Source organism: Streptomyces sp. NBC_01016 (assembly GCF_026341035.1).
In the GTDB taxonomy this organism is placed as follows: domain Bacteria; phylum Actinomycetota; class Actinomycetes; order Streptomycetales; family Streptomycetaceae; genus Streptomyces.
Genome location: NZ_JAPEOQ010000001.1, coordinates 5,373,383 through 5,394,047, shown reverse-complemented (window position 1 = coordinate 5,394,047; position 20,665 = coordinate 5,373,383). Strand labels below are relative to the sequence as shown.

Below are 20,665 nucleotides of genomic sequence, written 5' to 3'. Positions count from 1 at the left end.
GCCGCGGGGTGATCCGAACAGGACCCCCGCCCCAGATCAAGGACCGAAAAGAACGACGTCTTCAGCCGAACGGCCCGTCGCTCGCGAAGACATGGTCGGCGAAGTGCTTGCCCATCCGGCGGTATGCGGCAGCTGTGGGGTGGAGGCCGTCGGCCAGGTCGTCCACCTCGTCCGGGCCGAGCAGTTCGCGGCCGTCGAGATAGTGGAGGTGGGGATCGTGTGCCCTGCGGGCCTCCACGATCCGGGCCAGCTCGGAACGGACCACGGTCAGGGACAACGCACCGGTGGCGACATCTCCCGGGTCGCCCAGGGCTTTGATCTTCCCGTCCGGTCCCATCGTGGTCGGGCCGGGGGTCTCCTCGAAAGCGGGACAGCTCACCGGGGACATCAGCAGGAGCGGGGTGTCCGGGTGGCCGTCGCGGATCGTGTCCAGGAATCCGTGGACCGCCGGGCCGAACGTCCGCGTTCGGAAGGCCGCCTGGCTCACGATGTTGATGCCGACCTTGAGGCTGATCAGGTCGGCGGGCATGTCGCGGATCGTCCGGGCGACGTACGGGTCGAGCATCGCGTTGCCCGCCTGGCTGAGGTTGATCACCTCCACCCCGCCGAGCGCGGCCGCCACCACCGGCCAGGTGCCGGTCGGGCCGTCGGCCTCGATGCAGTGGCTGATGGAACTGCCGTGGTGCACCCACCGGCGGCGTCCGTCCGGCAGCGGCGCCAGCACCTCACCGTCGGCGCGCAGTGCCACCAGTTCCGTGGGGGTCTGCTGTGGCAGCCACAGCTCGACGTTCTTCATGCCGGCCGCCAGCCCGGTGAACCGTACGGTCCCCGGCTCGCCCGCGATCAGTCGCTGCTCGGCCCCGGGGCCCGCCATCCGCATCACATTGCCCACCGGCGTCTGACGGCGTCCGGCCGGGGCGCCATCCACCACCAGATCCAGCATCCCGGTCGGGCGCGGCTCGGGATCGGTCTCTAGCTGTCCCGTCGAGGTGAGTACCTCGAGCTCCAGCTCAGTGGCATCGGTGCGGAACACCAGCCGCACCCCCGAAGGCATCACGGTCACTCCATAGACCGTTGGGTCCTGGTACTGCTCCGTGGTCCAGGCGGGCAACCGGCGCGGCATCAGCCCCGCCTTCGTGGTCTCCAGATCCAGCGCACCCCGGAATTCCACCGGCCCACCCACCAGAGGAACCGCCCGCACCGCCACCGTCACCGCTCCTGCCTCAGGTCGAACATCCCAGGTCCGGATTGCCGACATGAACCTACTGATCATCGACGTTCGATGACAACCGGTCGGCCTTCTTCACTGATGACCGCCGTTGTCACTCAGGCGTCGGCGGCCTCGCGCAGGACATCGCAGGTGTTCTGCAACTCCTCCATCAGTCGCGTGGCTTCGACGATGAGGACGCCGTACGGGCGGGAGACGTCGGCCAGTGGCAGGTCGTATCGGTCCGCCGTGTCCATGACCTGTTGCAGTGCCTCTTGCGCCACGCCGGCCGCATCCAGCATCTCCTGGGCCTGTTCGGTGAGCGTGTCGATGTCGAGTTCGGTGATGACATGGACGATGTCCCGCAGGCGGAGGGCGAAGTCGGCGTACGCCTTGAAGGCCGGGGCGTAGGTGTAGGTGTTCTCCGTCTCACGCCACTGGTCCAGGCTCCGGGTGAGCGAGGCAAGTTGGTGGACAGCCCGTTCCATCGCGCTCAGGACCTGGCGAAAACAGCCGAAATCCAGGTAGCTGCGATGGGCCGGCAGCAACCGCCGCGGGTTGAAGGGCAGACTGTTCTCCGCCGTGTGCAGACCTGCCCGGGCCTGGCCCACGGCATCCTGCGCCCGCTCCCCCGCCCGACGCCACTGCGCCGCCCGATCGGCGTCCACGTCACCCTCGCTGAGGCCGTCGGCCAGATCGCCCAGCAACGACTCCATCTCGGCCGCCAGGACGTGCAGCCCCTGCTCGGCGCTGCGGTAGCGCAGCGGCGGCGCGATGCACAGGTTCACGACCAGACCCACCCCACAGCCGATCAGGACCAGGACGATGATCTGCCCCAGCTGACGCGCCCCGTCGGTGCTCGTCGTGGCCGCCGCGTAGGTGGAGAACGCGAAGAACGCCGCTGTGGAGACCTGGGACCGCTGTTCACCCAGCGCCGGCCACTGGCTCAGAACCAGCGCAATGATGGCGACGACCGCGAAAGCGAGCAGGTCCGGTCCGGCCGTGAACCCGATCGCCGCCTGTACGGCCACTCCCACGACGACCGCCGCCACGTACCGCAGCGTCTGCCACACCGACGTGTGCAGCGTGACGTTCATCGTCAGCACCGCGGAGAAGGGTGCGAACGCCGGCGACGTCGCGTTCATCAGGTCGTACGCGATCCACCACGCCAGGGTCGCCGCCACCACACGCTTGACGACCAGAAGGACGGTGTGGCGTTCATGCCCCGCCGACCCCCACGCCCGTCCCAGCCACGCTCCGACATTCCGCATTCGACCCACCACACACTCCAGCTTCCCCTCGGTTTCCGAGCCCCGCACGCGGTGGGCGGGGCCCAAGATCAGGTAACCCGCAATGGCACCTATGAATCACCGTGCACTGGTTAGGTGAATCACTGTGCACCCGGTCAGGCCAGGCGGATGCCCGGCCACCGGCCCGTGTCGGCCAGTTCCCTGGTGACCTCGACGATGCCGCGGCGGACCGCCACCACGGTGTCTCGTGGCTCATAGCTGTCGGTGGCCGTGCGCACCGCGATGTGGCGGCGCAGCGCGGGGTCGATGATGCGGCGGACGCCGATGCGGTGCTGGGCGCCGTGGACCGCGACCACCGAGCGCGGCAGGATCGTGCAGGCCTCGCCGCTCTCCGCGATACGGATCAGCGTGCCGAGGGATTCCACGTCGCCGACGTTCCTGGGCACCAGCCCGTGGGCGGCGAACGCCCGGTCCACCAGGGCCCGCAGGTTGCTGCGCGCGCCCGGCGTCACCAGCGGCACCTGCCGCAGGTCGTGCAGGGACACCTCGTCCGGTCTTTCCGGAGCGGGGTCAGGGTGGCCGATCAGGTACAACTCCTCCGAGTACAGCGGGAGTTCGGCCGAGCGTGGCGCGTCGTCCTCGCGGAACACCGCGGCCAGATCGAGGCGGCCTGCGAGCAGCAGCTCGTGGACGTAGCCGCTCATCGACTCGAAGAGCTGCAGGTGGATGCCCGGGTAGTGGGCGCGCACCCAGGAGAACAGGGCTGGGGCGAGCGGCGCGGTCACCGTGGTGGGCAGGCCGATCGCGACCGGGCCGTGGACCGGCTGCCGGCCGCCGGTGATGTCCTGCGCGAGGCGGTCGAACTGCCGCACCAGTTGCTGCGCGTCCCGGTAGAGCGTCCGGCCCTGGGACGTCGGCCGTACGCCGCGCGGGCCGCGGTCGAGGAGCCGGACGCCAAGGTGTGCTTCGAGTTGGGCCATGCGCTGGCTGATCGCGGGCTGCGACACATGCAGCACGCCGGCGGCCCGGGACAGGCTGCCGGCGTCGACGACGGCGATGAAGTCGCGTAGCTGGGCGATGTCCACGGTGGAGTTCGCAGCCGCCTTCCTGCTCTGATTCCCGCTCGGGTTCCCGCTCTGGGGTGCTGGCCTATGACGTTGCGTGCCGTGCGGCGGGCTCGACCTGGTGGAGGATGCGGCGGGCTCGTTCGACGACAGGCCGGTCGATCATCTCACCGTCCACGGTCGTCGCCGCGTCGTGGCCCGCGTCGTGGCCTGTGGCGAGCACTCGCCGGGCCCACTTCAGCTCGTCCTCGGTGGGCGCGAAGGCCGTGCGCACGTGCGGGAGTTGCGCAGGGTGGATGCAGAGTTTTCCGCCGAAGCCCCAGGCGCGGGCGCGGGCGGCCGCCCGGGTGACGGCATCCGCATCGCGGACGGCCGTGGTCACTCCGTCCACAGGTGCGGGCCGTCCGTTCGCCGTCGACCAGCGGACGAGGTCGGCTCGGGCCGTGTCCAGCGCCCGGTCGTCGGACACGCCCAGGTCGAGGGCGAGGTCGATGCTGCCGAAGAGCAGCCTCACGGAGGCGGGTTCGGCGGTGATGCCGTCGAGGTTGACCAGTCCTCGCGCGGTCTCGATCAATGGGAGTACGCGGCAGCCGCTCGCTTCGGACGCTTCACGCACCTGTGCCGCCGACTCGGTCTTGGGCAGCACGACGGCCGCGGGCGACAGGGTCCGGCAGGCGGCGAGGTCGTCCGCGAACTCGGCGGTTCGGGGGCCGTTGACCCGTACCGCCACCGGCACGTCGGCGTCCCGAGGCCAGGCTGCGCGCAAGTGGTCACGGGCGGTCGCCTTGTCGTCCGCGGCGACGGCGTCCTCCAGGTCGATGATGACGGCGTCGGCGCCGCTGGCGGCCGCCTTCGCGAACCGGTCGGGGCGGGAGGCCGGCACGAACAGCCAACTCACCGCCGCTTTCAGTGGGTTCACCGAGTCGGCGGTCATGCGGCACCCCGGCTGGTGAGTTCGTCGATCTCGGCGTCCGTCAGGCCCGCCTCGGCGAGGATGGCCCGGGTGTGCTCGCCGATGCCGGGCACCGGGTCCATGCGTGGGGTGTCGTCGACCAGTCCCGGCGGGGCCAGCGCGGGGATCGGTCCTGCCGGGGTCTCCACCTGGTGCCAGCGGCCGCGGGCGGTCAGCTGCGGGTGCTCCCACACCTCGGCCAGCGAGTTGACCCGGGCGTGTGCCACCGGGACGGCGGCCAGCAGCTCGACGGCCTCGGCGGCGGTGAGCTCAGCGAACCGCGCCGCGATGATCGCGCCCAGCGCCTCGCGGTGTGCGTTGCGGGCGGCGTTGCCTGCGTAGTCCGGGTGCGTCGTCAGCTCCGGGCGCAGCAGGAAGCGCTCGCAAAAGGCCGCCCACTCGCGCTCGTTCTGGATGCACATCATGACGACCTTGCCGTCCCCCGCGGTGAAGGGACCGTACGGATAGATCGTCGCGTGCGCCGCACCCGCGCGCGGCGGCGGCTCGGCGCCGTCGTACGCGTAGTACAGAGGGAAGCCCAGCCACTCCACCGTGGCCTCCAGCATCGATACATCGACATGGACACCCTCGCCGGTGCGGCCCCGCTCCAACAGGGCGGCGAGGATCGCGCTGTAGGCGTACATCCCGGCGGCGATGTCGGACACGGAAATGCCGACCTTCGCCATCTCCTCGGCGGTACCGGTCACCGACAGCAGCCCGGATTCGCTCTGCACCATCAGGTCGTACGCCTTCGCCGTGGCGTACGGGCCGGGAGTGCCGTAGCCGGAGATGTCGCAGACGATCAACTCCGGGTGGGCGGCGTGCAGTTCGGCCCAGCCGAGACCGGCCCGCTCGGCCGCGCCGGGCGCCAGGTTCTGCACGAAGACGTCGGCGTCGGCGAGGAGTCGGCGCAGGGCGTCCATCCCCCGGGGGTCCTTGATGTCGAGGGTGAGCGACTCCTTGTTGCGGTTGACCCACACGAAGTGGGAGCTGAGTCCGCGCACACGGGTGTCGTAGGCGCGGGCGAAGTCGCCGGTGCCGGGACGCTCCACCTTGATCACGCGGGCGCCGAGGTCGGCGAGCTGTCGGGTGGCGTACGGAGCGGCGATGGCCTGCTCGAGCGAGACGACGGTGATGTCGCGGAGGGGTTGCATGTGCGTCTTTCTCTTGGGGTTCTCTTGGGGTTGCTGCCGGCTTCTCTCGGGCTTGCTGCCGGGTCGGGGCAGCGGTCTCACACCACGAAGCTCACGGCGATGACCAGTACCAGCGAGACGACCGATGCCATCGCGGTCACGAAGGTGAGCGCTTTGAGCGCGCCTCGGGTGGTCACTCCGAGGAGCGGTTGGAACATCCAGAAGAAGTTGCTGTTGACCTGGAGGGCGAAGAGCGAGCCCGAACCGATCGCCAGCGCCAGCACCGCGGGCGGCACGGCGAGGTCGCCCATGATCGGGGCGATGATCCCGGCGGCCGCGATGGCGGCGACACCGATGGAGCCGATGGCCAGGTGCAGCAGCGCCGCGACCAGCCACACGAGCAGGATCGTCACCACGGTGGACATGCCCGCGTCGGCGGAGAAGATCCCGGAGAGCACCTTGTCGAGGCCGGTCTTGCCGATGACGGCACCGAGCGATCCGCCCACGCCAGTGACGAGCAGGATCTGCCCGGTGCTGTGGAAGCCCTCGGTCACCGCCTGGTCCACCCGCTCGTTGGTGAGCACCCGCTTCGCCAAGGTGTACGCACCGACCAGGCCTGCGAACAGCGCGAACGCCGGGTTGCCGAGGAAGGCGAGCAGATCCGACTCCACGCCCGCGGCGTCGGCGATGGCGCCGGTGGCGATGAGCAGCAGCGGGACGACGATCGGCAGCAACGAGAGGTACAGCGGCGGCAACGGGCGGCGGGCGCCGGGGTGTTCGTCCTCGGGCGCGGCCGCGGTGGCGGTGGCGGTGACATCGGCCGGTTCGTCCCGCGCGCCCTCGTTGTCGGGCACGTCCTCGTTGTCCGGCACTTCGTCGGTGTCCGCGTTCCACAGGCCGAGGCGCAGCAGCCGACCGTAGAGGAACGTGGTCAGCAGCGCCGCGAGCGGGCCGAGGACGAAGCCGTACACCAGCATCGTACTGAGCGGCACATGCAGCAGTCCGGCGACCGCCAAGGTGCCGAGGCCCGGCACCACGAACACGTAGCCGACCAGGATTCCCGCGCTCAGTGCGCCACCCATCATGGGCAGGCCGTAGCGTCCCATGCGCGGCGCGGCGGACTTGGCCAGCGGGGCGGCGAGGACGAGTTGGACGTCCACGTAGATCGACGGGAAGACGGCGCTGAGGGCTCCGGCGAGCGCGTAGGGAAGCTTTCCCGGGCCGAGGACGCGCATCAGCTTCTCGACCAGTTTCTGCAGCGCCCCCATGGAGTTCAGCAGTGAACCGAGCAGCACGCCGAAGCCGATCAGCAGCCCCACCTCGGCCATGATGTCGCCGAAGCCGTCGACGATCGTGTTGATGGTGCCCTCGAAGCCGAGGCCGGTCGCGATGCCGAGATAGAGCGAGCCGATGACCAGGGCGATCACCGGTTCCACTTTCGGCACCAGAATCAGTAGGACAACCACGAGGATGGCTATCGCGGTATGCAGAGCTGTCACGGGGGTTCCTCTCACCACGTCGTGAGTACATGTGAGGGAAACACGGTGATCACGGTGGCGGAAGGCAGGAATCCGCGATGGGGGTATCAGGTGCCCTTATGGCGTTCGTGCAAGTCACCAAGCGCCTGCGCCACCAGCTCCGGAGTCTCGTACATCGGGCTGTGGCCGGCGTCCACGAGCGACAACCGGGCCCCGGGCACGGCCGCGGTCATCGCCTCCGCGTCGTCGACGGTCCGTACGGCGTCGAAGCGCCCGTGCACAACCGACACCGGCATCCGCAACTGCCCCATCCGCGGGGCGAAGTCGGTGGCGTGCTGGCTGCTCAGCGCGTCGAGCGCCGCTTGGACCGGGACACCGTGCCCGTACTCGAGCAAGCGCTCGCGCACCTCGGGCGACGGCCTCCGGTGGAACGAGCGGTCCATGACCGCCCGTACGACGTCCGCGGTCCCGTCCCTCCGCATCGAGGCGATCAAGGACGTGACATCACCGTGGTGGTGCATGTTCGGCCCCGTGTTGATCAGCATCAGTGCGCCGACCAGATCGGGCCGGGTCAGGGCGAGTTGCAGCGCGATGGCGCCGCCGGTGGAGTGCCCGACGAGAAGGACGGGATCCTGCCCTGCGTGGCAGATCGATCCGGCGACCCACTCCGCCACTTCCTCGATGCGGTGCGAGGGCGCGTCGGTCATCCACGACAGGGCGTGCATCTCGAAGCGCTCGTCGAGCAGCTCAGCCAGCCGTTCGAAGATCAACGGTGAGCAGAAGGTGCCCGGAAGCGCGATCACCTCCCGGGCCCCGACCCGCCTCACGGCGCCCGACCCGTCCGAACCCGCGGTCTGCTGAGAGGGGATCATGTTCTGCTCCATCGTTGGACAGCGGACCGCACGGGGACGGCGGCGCCGGCGAGCCGACCCTACGAAGATCGGCTCGACCGGACAAGGGGCGGTTGCCACCCCGGTTGGCCGCCGTCCACCGCCGTCCACCGCTCAGACGGTCGCGATACCCGGGTCACTCACCGCCGGCGTGCCGTTCTCCACGTGCCCGGCCAGACGGCGCAGCCAGCCGGTGACACCCTCGGCGCGCACCGTCAGGTCGTACCAGCGCCGGGTGCTCTTCAGGTCGACGGTCTGCCGGACCGTGCCACCGGCGGGCACGGTGTGCGTCTGCACGCCGCCGCCGTACGCGTTGGTGACGGTGAGTCGGACGGCCGCGGACGTCGGGTTCGTCAGGGTGAGGTCGAGGTTGCCCGTGCCCGCGTCGTGGCGCGCGGTCACCTCGGGGCCCGCGGTCTTGTTGTCACCCTGGAAGGCGCGCAGGAAGCCGTTCGGGCCGTGCGCGGTGAGGTCGTAACGGCCCTCGGAGTAGGTCGAGTTCCAGCTGTCCGCGATCGACTTCCCGGCCTCGGCCGTGTACGTCCAGGGGCCGTCGCCGCGGCTGAGCGAGCGCACCTGGAAGGCGGCACCGGACCGGTCGCCGCCGCTGAGGGTGAGCCGGTACTTGCCGGTCGCGATGTCGGCCGCGCCGTCGACGTACGGGGCGTAGGCGAGCGGGCGGCTGGGGCGCGAGCCGGCCTCCTGACGGGGCAACGCGCCCTGTGCGGGCGGCTTCGGTACGTAGCTGGGGTGGCGGTCGCGGTCCGGCGGGGTGTAGCCGGTGGTGTCGGGCAGCTCGGCCGGGTCGGTCACCTTCATGGAGAAGTCGAAGGCCGAGGTGAGGTCGCCGCAGATGGCTCGGCGCCAGGGCGAGATGTTGGTCTCCTGCACCCCGAACCGCCGCTCCATGAACCGCAGGATCGAGGTGTGGTCGAAGGTCTCCGAGCACACGTAGCCGCCGGTGGACCAGGGCGACACGACGACCATGGGGACGCGCTGGCCAAGACCGTAGGGGCCGGCGGCACGCGTTCCACCGGGGTAGTAGTCGAGCTCGGTGTCGACGGTGGACAGGCCCTGGTCCGCGGACGCCGGCGGGTAGGGCGGCACGACGTGGTCGAAGTAGCCGTCGTTCTCGTCGTACGTGACGAACAGGGCGGTCTTGCTCCACACTTCGGGGTTCGAGGTGAGGGCGTCGATGACCTGGGAGATGTACCAGGCGCCGTAGTTCGCGGGCCAGTTGGGGTGCTCGCAGAACGCTTCGGGCGCGGCGATCCAGGAGATCTGCGGCAGCTTGCCGGCCTTCACGTCGGCCTTGAGGAGGTCGAAGTAGCCGTCCCCCGCCTTGGCGTTCGTGCCGGTGCGCGCCTTGTCGTAGAGCGGGTCGCCGGGCTTGGCGTTGCGGAAGTTGTTGAAGTAGAGGAGCGAGTTGTCCCCGTAGTTGCCCCGGTAGGCGTCGTCTATCCAGCCCCAGCCGCCGTCGGCGTCGAGGCCGTCGCCGATGTCCTGGTAGACCTTCCAGGAGACACCGGCCTTCTCCAGACGCTCGGCGTACGTCGTCCAGCCGTAGCCCGCCTCCTCGTTGCCGAGGACGGGGCCGCCGCCCGTGCCGTCGTTGCCGACATACCCGCTCAGCATGTAGTAGCGGTTGGGGTCGGTCGCGCCCATGAACGAGGAGTGGTAGTCGTCGCAGACCGTGAACCGGTCGGCGAGCGCGTGGTGGAAGGGGATGTCCTCCCGGGTCAGGTACGCCATCGTTCCGGTGCTCTTGGCGGCGATCCAGTTGTCGTACCTGCCGTTGGCGAAGGCGCTGTGGCCACCGGCCCAGTCGTGGTCGAGCCCGGCGATGAACTGCATGCCGAGGTCGTCCGCGTCCGGGTGGTACGGCAGGGTCTCCTTGCCGCCACTGGACTGGTGCCAGACCGGCTTGCCGCTCGGCAGAGTGACCGGGCGCGGGTCACCGAATCCGCGGACGCCCTTCAGGGTGCCGAAGTAGTGGTCGAAGGACCGGTTCTCCTGCATGAGCACCACGATGTGCTCGACGTCCTGGACGGTGCCGCTGCGGCGGGCGGCGGGGATGGCGGCGGCGCGGTCGATGGAGCCGTTGAGCGCCGTGAGAGCGGCGGTGGCTCCGGCGATCTGCAGGAAGCGACGCCGGTTGAGTTCGGTCATGTGTGGGGGGTTCTCCTGTTTCTTCAGTGATGACGCGTCAGAGGCTGTTGTGCCCAGAGGCTTGTTGTGCAAGGAGCACGGGCAGAGCAGCACTCATTACGTCACCGCCGACCGACAGTTCGGAGACATCAAGTCGAACTCGTTCTTACGCGAATCGACACAGATGATCAAGACACTGCACCAGGCGCTCACATGCCCATCACTGGCCGACTCACGCCCCCCAACAGCCGACGATCCACTGACGCAGGGTCAGGCCTGAGGCCCGCCACCGTCCGCCGCCAAGCGGGTCAGCCACTCCCGCAGCAGGCCCTGCTCGGCCTCGCTGAGGACATCCACCTTGTCGGGCAGCGCGGCGCGCAGCGCCCGGGCCGCCGGGGCGGGGCCGGACTCCGCGGCGGAGAAGGCGGGTTCGGCCCGGGTGATGGCGGCGACCATGGACTCGCGGAGCACGGTCAGCAGCGCCGGGTCGCGGCGTTCCGCCGGGGTGGCCTGCCAGGCGATGACGGCGCCCTGGCCGGTGGCCTGGATGATCTGCGCCGCCAACTCCTCGTCGACCCGCAACCAGCCTGCCGCCGCGAGCCGGCGCACCCGGCCATGAAGGATCTCCAGGCCCGCATGGTGTGCCACGTCCGCCTCGCGGCCGGTGGCCCTGTTCATCACCGCGAAGAGCTCGGGGCGCGAGACACCGAACTCCACCACCATGTCCCAGCCACGGCGGAGCTCCTCCACCGGATCCTGCGGCGCGGGGTCGAGCCGGGCGCGCTTGCTCTCCAGGAACTGCGCGTAGCCGTGCTCGGCGACCGCCTCCAGGAGTCCGTCCTTGTCGCCGAAGAGCCGGTAGATCGCCGGTGGCTGCAGCCCGGCAGCGGCGGCGACCGCGCGGGTGCTGACCGCGTCCGGCCCCCCGCTCTCCAGCAGCTCGACGGCCGCTTCGACGATGCGGTTCCGGGGGCTGTCTGCGGTGTCACGGGTAGGCATGTATCGATGATACCGAGATATTGCTTCCATCGTTAGTTCCAGTGCTACCGTTACAGTGATTCCACTGGAAACACGGTAGGGAGAACCCCGTGATCATCGTGACCGGAGCCACCGGAAAGCTCGGCCGTCGCGTCGTCGAACGCCTGCTGGAGCGCGTCCCCGCCGAGCGTGTCGGCGTCAGCGTCCGCGACCCCCAGAAGGCTCAGGACCTCGCCGACCGCGGAGTCCGCGTGCGGCAGGGCAGCTTCGACGACCCCGCCTCACTCGTGCACGCCTTCGAGCACGCCGAGCAGCTGCTCCTCGTCTCCTTGGACCGCACCGGCGAGGAGTGCGTCGCGGGCCACCGCACCGGCATCGACGCCGCCGTGAAGGCCGGCGTCGGCCGCATCCTCTACACCAGCCAGATGGGCGCCGCCCACGACTCGCACTTCCAGCCGTGCCGCGACCACGCGAGGACCGAGGACCTGCTGCGCGCCACCGGCCTGCCCTGGACCGCGCTGCGCAACGGCTTCTACGCCGCGAGCGCCCTGCAGTTCCTGGAGCCCTCCCGCCACAGCGGCGACATAGCCCTGCCCGCGGACGGCCCCGTCGCCTGGACCGGCCACGACGACCTCGCCGAGGCCACCGCCGCGATCCTCACCGACGAGGGCCGCTTCGAGGGGCCCACCCCTCCGCTCACCGGTCCTGCGGCGCTCGACTTCGATGCGGTTGCCGAGCTCGCGACCCGGGCCACCGGGCGGCCCTTCACCCGCACCGTCGTCCCCGACGACACCTTCCGCGAGCAGGCCGTGGCGCACGGTGTGCCCGCCCCGATGGCCGACCTGATGCTGAGCATCTTCGCGGCGGCGCGAGGTGGCGAGTTCAGCGCCGTCGACCCGACGCTGACCGAGCTGATCGGCCGTGAGCCCGCCGGCTTCCGAGCCCTGCTGGAGGGCTCCTGGAACGAGGTGGTTGAGGAGGTTCCAGGGCGATGACGTGAGGCGCTCAACTCCCGGTGCTCTCCCGCACGATGAGCTCGTGGCCGACGACATGATCCCGCGGTGGGGTCCCGCCCGGATCGTCGATGCGGTCGAGCAGGAGTGCCACCGCGGCCCGGGCGATCTCCTGCTTGTCCGGGGCCACCGTCGTCAGGCTCGGCACGCTGAAGCGCGAGGCCTCGATGTCGTCGAAGCCCACCACGTCGAGGCTTCCCGGCACGCTCACCCGCCGCTCGTGCAGGGCCCGCAGCGCGCCCAGAGCGAGGTGGTCGTTGAGGCAGAGCAGGGCGTCGGGGCGCGGATCCGTGTCGAGGAGGGCGGTCGCGGCCCGCGCGCCGTCCCGCCATTGGAAGGCGTCCACCGGGATCACGAGGTCGCTGTCGAAGGGGACCCCGGCCTCCTTCAGCGCCTTGCGATAGCCGTCGGTACGCAGCCGGTCCGTGCCCTGCCGACCACGCGCCCTGCCGCCGACGACAGCGATACGACGACGGCCCCGGGACAGCAGGTGTGCGGTTGCCTCGCGCGCCGCCGCCACGTTGTCGATGGCGACATGGTCCGTGCCGCCCTCGGCGGGCCGCTCGCCGAGCAGGACCACGGGGAGGTCCCGGTCGCGGGTGGCCAGGTCACGCGGGTGCAGCGCGAGCGGGCTGAGGATGACGCCGTCGGTGAACTGGGCGTCGAAGCCGTGCAGCGCGGCCAGTTCACGCTCGCGCACGCCGTTCGTCCGGTGCAGAAGGACGGTCCGGCCGCGCCGGTCCGCCTCGGCCATCACGAGCCCGGCCAGTTCGGCGAAGTACGCGACGTCGAGCTCGGGCACGGCCAGGGTGATCATGCCGGTGCGGCCCTGGCGCAGCTGTCGGCCCGCGATGTTGACCCGGTAGCCGAGCGCGTCGATCGCCTCTTTGACGGCCTCGCGGGTCCGGTCCGACACATGCTCGAAGTCGTTGATCACGTTGGAGACGGTCTTGGGCGAGACACCCGCGTACTCCGCCACGTCCTTGAGCCTTGGCCTGCCCGCCACGCCGCTCACCCCTTCCGCTCACCCCGTCCACTCCGTCCGCCGCCAGTGAGCGTATCCACCCGGCTGCACCTCTTGGCCGGATCGCCGTTGGTGGCCGACTCGCCGTCCCAGCCGCCGCGTTGACACGCCTCTGCCCCTTCCCTACCGTCCAGAAGCCTCGGGACTTACATCGATGTAAGGAGAAGCTCATGCGCGCACGACACCGTGCCGCCCTGGTCGCCGGTCTGGCAGCCGCGTTGATCGCCCTGTTCGCCGGCCTGGTCAGCGCGACGCAGGCCACCGCGGAGAAGGCCGCGCCGGCCTCCGCGCAGAAGCCGGCATCGTCTGCGGCCGCATCGAGCACCTTCCGCAATCCGCTCAACACCGGTCCTGACCCGTTCCTTTCCTACGCGAACGGGGCCTACCACCTCACCACCACCCAGGGCGACAGCATCAAGATGTGGAGCTCGCCCTCCCTGGCCACGCTGCTCGACGCCGACCCGAAGACGGTGTGGACGGACAGCGACGCCTCGCGCAACCAGCACATCTGGGCGCCGGAGTTCTACCGCTCCGGCGGGCACTGGTACATGTACTACACGGCCGACGACGGCACGGACGACCACCACCGCCTCTACGTCCTGGAGTCGGAGGGCGACGACCCGACCGGCCCGTACCACTTCAAGGCGAAGCTCACGCCGCCCAACCACGCCAACGACTTCGCGATCGACCCGGGCATCCTCCAGCACAACGGCAAGCTCTACCTGGCGTACAGCGGCATCAACCAGTACCAGCACAACGGCCTCAACATCGCGCCGATGTCGAACCCGTACACCGTCTCGGGCGACGCGGTCGCCATCGACGGCGCCGGCGGCTGCCCCGAGGTCCGCGAGGGCCCGGAGTTCCTGAACCGCAACGGCCGTACGTGGATGACGTATTCGACCTGCGACACGGGCAAGCCCGACTACCAGGTGTGGATGATGTCGCTTGCGGACGGCGCCGACCCGCTCGTGGCCGGCAACTGGAAGCAGCACGACGGGCCGGTCTTCAAGCGCGCCGACGACCGCGGCGTGTTCGGCCCCGGTCACCACGCCTTCTTCAAGTCCCCGGACGGCAAGGAGGATTGGCTGATCTACCACGCCAAGACCACGTCGACGAACACCTACAACAACCGTACGACCCGCGCCCAGAAGATCAGTTGGAACGCCGACGGCAGCCCGAACCTCGGCACACCGCTCGCCATGGGCGCCACCCAGAACCTGCCCTCCGGCGACCCCGGATCGGGCAACCACTGGATCAACGACGACGGCCGCTCCAGCGGGTCCGGCTCCGTCAAGTACACCGGCACGTGGAACTCCGGTACGGGCTGCGCGGCGCAGTGCTTCTGGAGCGACGACCACTGGAGCGACAAGGCGGGCAACACCGCGACGTACTCCTTCACCGGCACCCGGATCGCCCTGCTGTCCGTCAAGGACACCGGTAACGGCATCGCCGCGATCAGCGTCGACGGCGGGCCCGAGCAGCGCGTCGACTTCTACGGCGCGATCCGCACCGGCGAGACCCTCCAGTACCTCAGCCCACGCCTCACGAACGGCCCGCACACGGTGCGGGTCCGGGTGACGGGCGACAAGAACGCGTCCTCCTCCGGCGCGTTCGTGAGCGTGGACCGGGCGGAGGTCTACACGGACTGAGGTCCTACACGGCCTGAGCGGCGGTGACGTCGCCCGCCAGCCGTCGGCCGTCCTGACGAGTCCGGTGTCGGCATGACCGGCGGAGATGAAGACGCTGCCCGAGCCGTCGGCCAGCACGTGGGTGCTCAACTGGGCCCGGACGGTTCGGCCGTCAGGCGCCCGCGCTCGACGACACCACAGGTGAATCGGTCCGGTCGCCCACCGAGCCCTGCGTCGCGTTCTTCGGGACCGGCTGGTCGTGGCGGAGGGCCTTCCATACGCGGTGCGAGGCCTTTTCGAGGGGGAGGACGCGGCCCGCGTCCTGCGCGTCGTAGGTGACCGGCAGGGTGACCATGGTGGTGCGGTCGGGGCTGATGCCCTTCAACTCCTTGGCGAGGCCGAGGAGTTTGTCGGCGGAGGCCAGCTCGGAGTCCGCGCTGATGCTCTTGGTGGCCGTGTCCGCCAGGGCGTAGGACTTGCTCGGGCTGCCCAGCGGGTCGACGGTGTCGGCGCGGTGGATCAGGGCCTTGATGAACGCCTGCTGGAGCTGGATGCGGCCGAGGTCACTGCCGTCGCCCACGCCGTGCCGGGTGCGGACGAGTGCGAGTGCGTCCTTGCCCTTCAGACGGTGCTTTCCGGAGTCCAGGGAGAGGCCGCTGTTGCTGTCGTGGATGGCGTTGCGCGTGGTGATGTCCACGCCGCCGAGCTCGTCGATCATCTTCTGGAAGCCCTTGAAGTCGACCTCGAGATAGTGGTCCATGCGGACGCCGGACATCTTCTCGACCGTCTTCACGGTGCAGGAGGGCCCGCCCAGCGCGTACGAGGAGTTGAACACGGCCTTGTGCTCCGCCTGGACGTCGCCGTGCGAGGTCTTGCAGGTGGGGCGGTCGACCTCGGTGTCACGCGGGATGCTGACGACCGAAGCCTTCTTGTGGGTCTTGTCGACGTGCAGGACCATCGCCGTGTCGGCGCGGGCGCCCATGACGCCGCTGCCGTACTCGCCGTGGGTTCCCGCCCGGGAGTCGGACCCGAGCAGGAGGATGTTCATCGCGCCGTCGTGCTGTTCGTCGGGCCGGTTGGAGCCGAGGGCGGCGTCCACGTCCGTGCCCTTGATGTTGCCGTTGAGGTGCTGCCAGGCGTAGGCCACGCCGCCGCCACCGACCAGCGTCAGACCCAGGGCGCCGCCCGCGATCCAGCGCAGGGCGCGCTTGCGCTTGCGGTGCTTGGAGCGGCGCAACCGGGCGGGGCCGTAGGCGGGCACTCCGGGCGCCGCGGGTTCATCGGCCGGGTGCGCCTGGTGCTCGTTCCCGCTCTCGTGCGGCATGGGGTCTTCCTCACTGCTCAGTGCTACGTACTGCTCGGTGCTGGCCGGCCGGCGGCTCAGTACGCCGAGTCGACGTTGTCGATGGAGCCGTAGCGGTCGGCGGCGTAATTCGCGGCCGCGGTGATGTTGGCGACCGGGTCCGTCAGATCGTTCGCCGTGCCGGAGACGTGGTACGTGTCGAAGGTGGGCTGGATCACCTGGAGCAGGCCCTTGGACGGGGTGCCGTTCTGGGCGTTGACGTCCCAGCCGTTCTCGGCGTTCGGGTTGCCGGCGGACTCGCGCATGATGTTGCGGTGCAGGCCCTCGTACGTGCCGGGGATGCCCTTCGACTTCATGATGTCGAGGGACTCACGGATCCAGCCGTCGAGGTTGTTGGAGTAGGTCTTGGCGGACGCCGCGGTCTTCGTGGTCGTGGCGGCCGTGGCGGTCTTGGCGGCCGTACCGGTGTGCTCGGCGGCGTGCGCCTGCGTGGGGACCAGGGTGAGGGCCGCGGCGATCGCGCCGGCCGCGGCGATGCCGGAGACGGAGATCTTGCGCGTACGGGCGGTGCGGTCGGCGTTCGCCGGCGTCTGGACAAACTGCATGAGGGGTGACTCTCCATCGGTTATACGGGGGACGGCACGGAGTGCGTCGTGAGCGGATGTCCGGTGCCGGTGCTTTCCGGAGGCTTCCGGCCGGTCCCGGCTACTCGGAACTCAGTCAGGGTTAGCGGCGCGCGACGGCGGGACGCAAAGATGTGACGTACTACCCGGGTACGAAGAACCGGCGGATCGGGCACTTCGGACAGGCTCCGGAGGGGACGCCGGCGGCGACTCTCCCGGTCGGCCGCGGCTACTACCGCGCCTAGCATGTGCCGTGGCTCATATGGGTGGGCTCACAGCCGGAGGGGTCCGCGAGGGGTTTGACCGGCTTCGCCGGAAGAGCGATTCCCGGCCGTTCACATCTCCTCCACCCCGGCGTGGGCAACCGGTCACCTGCCCCAGAGGTCTGCTGTGATGTCGATGCGCCGGACTCCGCAAGGGATCCGCTCGGGAATCCCTTCGGAAATCCCCGCGCACCGGCAGCTCAGCCACAGGACAACCGGGAGTGTGTGTGAACGGCATGAGACGGCAACGGATGCTCGCAGCGTGCGCGACGGCGCTGGCGGTGACGGGAGGCGCGCTGCTGGTGGGGCCCGCGCAGGCGCAGGCCGAGCCCCGGGCCGCGGGCTCCCCCGCGGGTGACTTCGACGGCGACGGCTTCGGCGACCTCGCGGTCGGGGCGCCGGAGGGGACGATCGCCGGGTTCGCGAAGGCCGGCTACGTCTCGGTGGCGTACGGCACCGCGCAGGGCGTGCGCACCACCCGCCACAAGGGCATCACCCAGCGCACCACGGGCATCCCCGGCACCCCGGAGGCAGGTGACCGGTTCGGTTCGGCGACGGCCGTCGGGGACGTGGACGGCGACGGGTACGCGGATCTGGTCATCGGAGCCGGCGGGGAGGCCATCGGCTCCGTCAAGGGGGCCGGTTCCGTCACCGTCGTCTTCGGCGCGAAGGGCGGGCTGAGCGCGGACGCGATCGCCTTCCACGCCCCGACCCCGACGGCCCGCCAGGCCTTCGGCGACAAGCTGGCCGTCGGCGACTTCGACCACGACGGGCGCGCCGACATCGCGGTCGCGGCCGGGACGAAGGTGCAGGTAGTGAAGGGGGCCGCTAATCTCCGCGACACCCCGAAGCCGGCCATGAAGGCCCTCACGCCTCCCGGCGGCGGTGCCGGGACCGGACAGATCGCGTCGGCCGACGTCAACGGCGACGGCTACACCGACCTCGCCACCGTCGCCTACGAAGACGACGCGGCGGACGAGGGCACCCTCGGCGTCCTGGCCGGTTCTGCCAGGGGCCTCACGGGCACGACACTGGGCAAGACCGGCCTGCCGTTCGCGGGCTACAGCATCGTCGCCGGTGACGTCACCGGCGACGGCAAGGACGACATCGTCGTGGACACCAGCTTCTCGGACGGCCCGGACGACTTCCTCATGCGCATGTTCCCGGGCACCGCTTCGGGGATGGGCGCGGGTGTCGCCTACGAGGGTGAGGCGCAGCCCGGCCGGGCCGGCGTCCTCGCCGACCTCGACGGCGACGGCCACGCCGACCTCGTCACCGCCGACACCACGGCCACTGACCCGGACGGGTTCAACAACGCGGGGGCGGTGACGGTCGTGCCGGGCGCGGATTCCGGCCTCGACGCGCAGGGCGCGCACACCATCACCCTGGCCACGCCCGGCGTGGTCGGCTCCAGCGAGGGCAACGACCTCTTCGGCTCGGCGGTGGCCGCCGGCGACTACGACGCGGACGGCACGGCCGACCTCACCGTCGGCGCCCCCGGCAAGTACCTCGGCACCGGCGCGGTCAGCGTCATCCCCGGCTCGGCGGACGGCCCGACCGGCACGGGTTCGATCCTCTTCACCCCGCAGGACCTGGACCACCCGACAACCAAGGCCCGCTTCGGCTCGTCCCTGGGCGCAACGACCCGCCACTGACGCCACGAGGGTTCGGGGGGCGTTACTCACCGGGCGCACGGCCGCCCAAGCCCCCCCGGGCCTTCGTCGGTCGGCTCCGGTGGCGTGCTCACGCAGCCGATCGGTGGCCGCTGCAACCCGCGGGCGGACTCCGAGCAGACCGTCCTGGCCCACGGCCGAGCAGGCCCGCTCCGCCGAGCGTGTCGACGAGCAGGGAGGCCGAGCGGTCACACGGGCCGGCTGCGGGTCACTCGCCGGCCCGCACCGCAGCACCCTGCCGACGACACAGCACAGCCCCCACCGTCGTCAGTGCCAGAAAGGCGCCCATCACCAATGCCATGGGGGCGGCACTCCGTGTGCCGAACAAGCCGACCAGCGGCGAAGCCGCGGCACCGAATGCGAACTGCGCCGCACCGAGGAGCGCCGACATCGCGCCCGGCGCCTCCCGCCCTCGGCTCTGCCCCACTGTGGTCAGCGCGGGGAAAAGGAATCCGAAAGACGCCACCGACACCAGCAGGCACAGCCAGATCGGCAACAGGCCAACGCCCACCGTTCCGGCGAGCAGCAGCAGTACGACCTGACCTGCCAAGCCGACTGCCGCGCCCGCCACCATCAGCGATTCCGGGGCGAATCGACGGGCCAGTCTCCCGTAGAGCAGCGAGGCTCCCAGGTTCCCGAGCGCGTTGACCCCGTAGACGATGCTGCTCACCGCGGGCGACAGCCGCAGCAGGTCGTGCAGCACGAACGTGGCCCCTGCCACGTAGGCGAAGACCGCCGCGCCCATGCAGCCCATGGTCAACACCGGCGCCAGCACGGTCGGTCGCGCCACGAGGCGCCCCGTCGCGCGCAGAGCCCCGCCGGCCCCGCCCCCGATGCGTCGCTGCGGCGGCAGGGACTCGGGTACGCCGCGCGCAAGACCCACCACCAGGACGGCACCGACGAACGCGAGCGCCACGAACACGTACCGCCACGGCGCCACCGCCAACAAGGCCCCGCCCAACACTGGAGCGAGCACAGGCCCCAGCGCGCCGACCCCCGCCAACGTCCCGTACACGCGGGCTAGTTCGACCCCGTGGAACAGGTCGACGACGACAGCCCGCCCCACCACCAGGCCCGCGGCCCCCGACACACCCTGCCCGAAACGGAGCACCGTCATCGCCTCGATCGTCGGCGCGAACGCGCACCCCAATCCGAACAGGGCGAACACCGAGGTACCCAGCAGTAGAACGGGCCTGCGCCCCACCATGTCGCTCAGCGGCCCCAGGACGAGCTGCCCGACGATGACGCCGAGCAGAAACGCGGTGAGTGTCACCTGCGTCCCCGCGCTGCTCGTGTCCAACGACTGAGCCATGTCCGGAAGTCCGGGGACATACATGTCCGTGGCCAGCGGACTGGCCGCCCCCAGCCCGGCCAGCACCGCCAGGAGCAGCACCCGTGAGCCGCCACCGGCCCCCGCCCCGACCGTCCGTCGACTCGCTCGCGCCCGACCGGCGATCACCGCGGCCGCCCCCGTGTGTCCGAGCGCCGTGCCTCGCCGCCGGATTCGTCTCCGCTGTCCAACTCAACGTCGACGCGAGCCAGTTGCTCCATCAGCTCACCGGCCAGTCGCAACAGTCCGCGCTCGGCCGGCGAAAGGCTTCGCGCCAGCGCGGAGGCCAACCAGGCGTTGCCGTCACGGACGTGCTCCCGCAGCGCCTCCACGCCCACCTCGGTGACCACGATGTCCTGACGCCGCTTGTCGACGGCGCTCCGACTGCGCGTCACTCTCCCCTGCCGCTCCAGCTCCTGCACCACACGGGTCAGCGACTGCGCCTGGACCCCCTCGATGGACGCCAACTCACTGATGGCCAGCGGGCCCCGGTGCTTGAGGTTCGCCAGCACCGAGGCCGACAACCGGGTCAACGGCTCGGCGCTTCCCAGGTGTTCCGCCCTTAGCCGGGACGCCAGGCGTGAGACGCCCCAGCGCAGTTGCTCAGCGGTGGCCAGGTCCTCGTCGTTCGCAACCATGACACCAAGCTAGGGCTTCTCACTTCAGCAGAGAAGACCGCGTGCGGACTCAGAAATGCCAAGCCAATGC

17 protein-coding genes are annotated in these 20,665 nt (G+C 70.4%); 3 read left to right on the top strand and 14 right to left on the bottom strand.

Annotated elements, in window-relative coordinates:
- Positions 1-61: 61 nt before the first annotated feature.
- From OG746_RS24250 to OG746_RS24210, 9 genes are all read right to left on the bottom strand, one after another.
- Complete coding sequence (locus OG746_RS24250) at positions 62-1,258, bottom strand: GDSL-type esterase/lipase family protein (RefSeq protein ID WP_524540446.1); 1,197 nt, start codon at positions 1,256-1,258, stop codon at positions 62-64.
- A 68-nt stretch (positions 1,259-1,326) separates the two neighbouring features.
- Positions 1,327-2,478 carry an FUSC family protein gene (locus OG746_RS24245; protein WP_266717819.1) on the bottom strand — a complete coding sequence of 384 codons (1,152 nt, stop codon included), beginning with the start codon at positions 2,476-2,478 and terminating at the stop codon, positions 1,327-1,329.
- A 134-nt stretch (positions 2,479-2,612) separates the two neighbouring features.
- Positions 2,613-3,542, bottom strand: coding sequence for a LysR substrate-binding domain-containing protein (locus OG746_RS24240; RefSeq protein ID WP_266717817.1), 930 nt, complete (start codon positions 3,540-3,542; stop codon positions 2,613-2,615).
- 64 nt (positions 3,543-3,606) lie between these two features.
- Complete coding sequence (locus OG746_RS24235; RefSeq protein WP_266717815.1) at positions 3,607-4,455, bottom strand: HpcH/HpaI aldolase/citrate lyase family protein; 849 nt, start codon at positions 4,453-4,455, stop codon at positions 3,607-3,609.
- Positions 4,452-5,627 carry a CaiB/BaiF CoA transferase family protein gene (locus OG746_RS24230; RefSeq protein ID WP_266717813.1) on the bottom strand — a complete coding sequence of 392 codons (1,176 nt, stop codon included), beginning with the start codon at positions 5,625-5,627 and terminating at the stop codon, positions 4,452-4,454. The genes OG746_RS24235 and OG746_RS24230 overlap by 4 nt, the downstream gene beginning before the upstream one ends.
- Positions 5,628-5,704: 77 nt before the next feature.
- Complete coding sequence (locus OG746_RS24225) at positions 5,705-7,105, bottom strand: GntP family permease (RefSeq protein ID WP_266717811.1); 1,401 nt, start codon at positions 7,103-7,105, stop codon at positions 5,705-5,707.
- 86 nt (positions 7,106-7,191) lie between these two features.
- Positions 7,192-7,956, bottom strand: coding sequence for an alpha/beta fold hydrolase (locus OG746_RS24220; protein WP_266717809.1), 765 nt, complete (start codon positions 7,954-7,956; stop codon positions 7,192-7,194).
- 132 nt (positions 7,957-8,088) lie between these two features.
- Positions 8,089-10,143 (bottom strand): phosphocholine-specific phospholipase C, encoded by a 2,055-nt coding sequence (locus OG746_RS24215; protein WP_266717807.1) that lies wholly within the window; start codon positions 10,141-10,143, stop codon positions 8,089-8,091.
- A gap of 249 nt (positions 10,144-10,392) precedes the next feature.
- On the bottom strand, positions 10,393-11,121 hold the full coding sequence (locus OG746_RS24210; protein WP_266717805.1) for a TetR/AcrR family transcriptional regulator: 729 nt from the start codon (positions 11,119-11,121) through the stop codon (positions 10,393-10,395).
- Between the two features lie 89 nt (positions 11,122-11,210).
- Between OG746_RS24210 and OG746_RS24205 the strand changes: the two genes are divergently transcribed.
- Complete coding sequence (locus OG746_RS24205; RefSeq protein ID WP_266717803.1) at positions 11,211-12,095, top strand: SDR family oxidoreductase; 885 nt, start codon at positions 11,211-11,213, stop codon at positions 12,093-12,095.
- 10 nt (positions 12,096-12,105) lie between these two features.
- On the opposite strand, the gene OG746_RS24200 is transcribed toward OG746_RS24205, so the two are convergent.
- Positions 12,106-13,119: a LacI family DNA-binding transcriptional regulator gene (locus tag OG746_RS24200; protein WP_266717801.1), complete on the bottom strand. Its 1,014-nt coding sequence runs from the start codon at positions 13,117-13,119 to the stop codon at positions 12,106-12,108.
- 188 nt (positions 13,120-13,307) lie between these two features.
- Between OG746_RS24200 and OG746_RS24195 the strand changes: the two genes are divergently transcribed.
- Positions 13,308-14,786 (top strand): glycoside hydrolase family 43 protein, encoded by a 1,479-nt coding sequence (locus tag OG746_RS24195; RefSeq protein ID WP_266717799.1) that lies wholly within the window; start codon positions 13,308-13,310, stop codon positions 14,784-14,786.
- A gap of 151 nt (positions 14,787-14,937) precedes the next feature.
- Here the strand turns inward: OG746_RS24195 and OG746_RS24190 are convergent, their stop codons facing one another.
- Entirely contained in the window at positions 14,938-16,089 is a 1,152-nt protein-coding gene (locus tag OG746_RS24190; RefSeq protein ID WP_266717797.1) for an LCP family protein, read from the bottom strand.
- A gap of 56 nt (positions 16,090-16,145) precedes the next feature.
- Positions 16,146-16,673: a transglycosylase SLT domain-containing protein gene (locus OG746_RS24185; RefSeq protein WP_266717796.1), complete on the bottom strand. Its 528-nt coding sequence runs from the start codon at positions 16,671-16,673 to the stop codon at positions 16,146-16,148.
- Positions 16,674-17,205: 532 nt separating this feature from the next.
- Here OG746_RS24185 and OG746_RS24180 point away from each other — a divergent pair.
- Positions 17,206-18,609 (top strand): FG-GAP-like repeat-containing protein, encoded by a 1,404-nt coding sequence (locus tag OG746_RS24180; RefSeq protein ID WP_266717794.1) that lies wholly within the window; start codon positions 17,206-17,208, stop codon positions 18,607-18,609.
- A gap of 226 nt (positions 18,610-18,835) precedes the next feature.
- Here OG746_RS24180 and OG746_RS24175 read toward each other — a convergent pair whose 3' ends face one another.
- Complete coding sequence (locus OG746_RS24175) at positions 18,836-20,086, bottom strand: multidrug effflux MFS transporter (RefSeq protein ID WP_524540445.1); 1,251 nt, start codon at positions 20,084-20,086, stop codon at positions 18,836-18,838.
- On the bottom strand, positions 20,083-20,595 hold the full coding sequence (locus OG746_RS24170; protein ID WP_266717792.1) for a MarR family winged helix-turn-helix transcriptional regulator: 513 nt from the start codon (positions 20,593-20,595) through the stop codon (positions 20,083-20,085). The genes OG746_RS24175 and OG746_RS24170 overlap by 4 nt, the downstream gene beginning before the upstream one ends.
- Positions 20,596-20,665 lie beyond the last annotated feature (70 nt).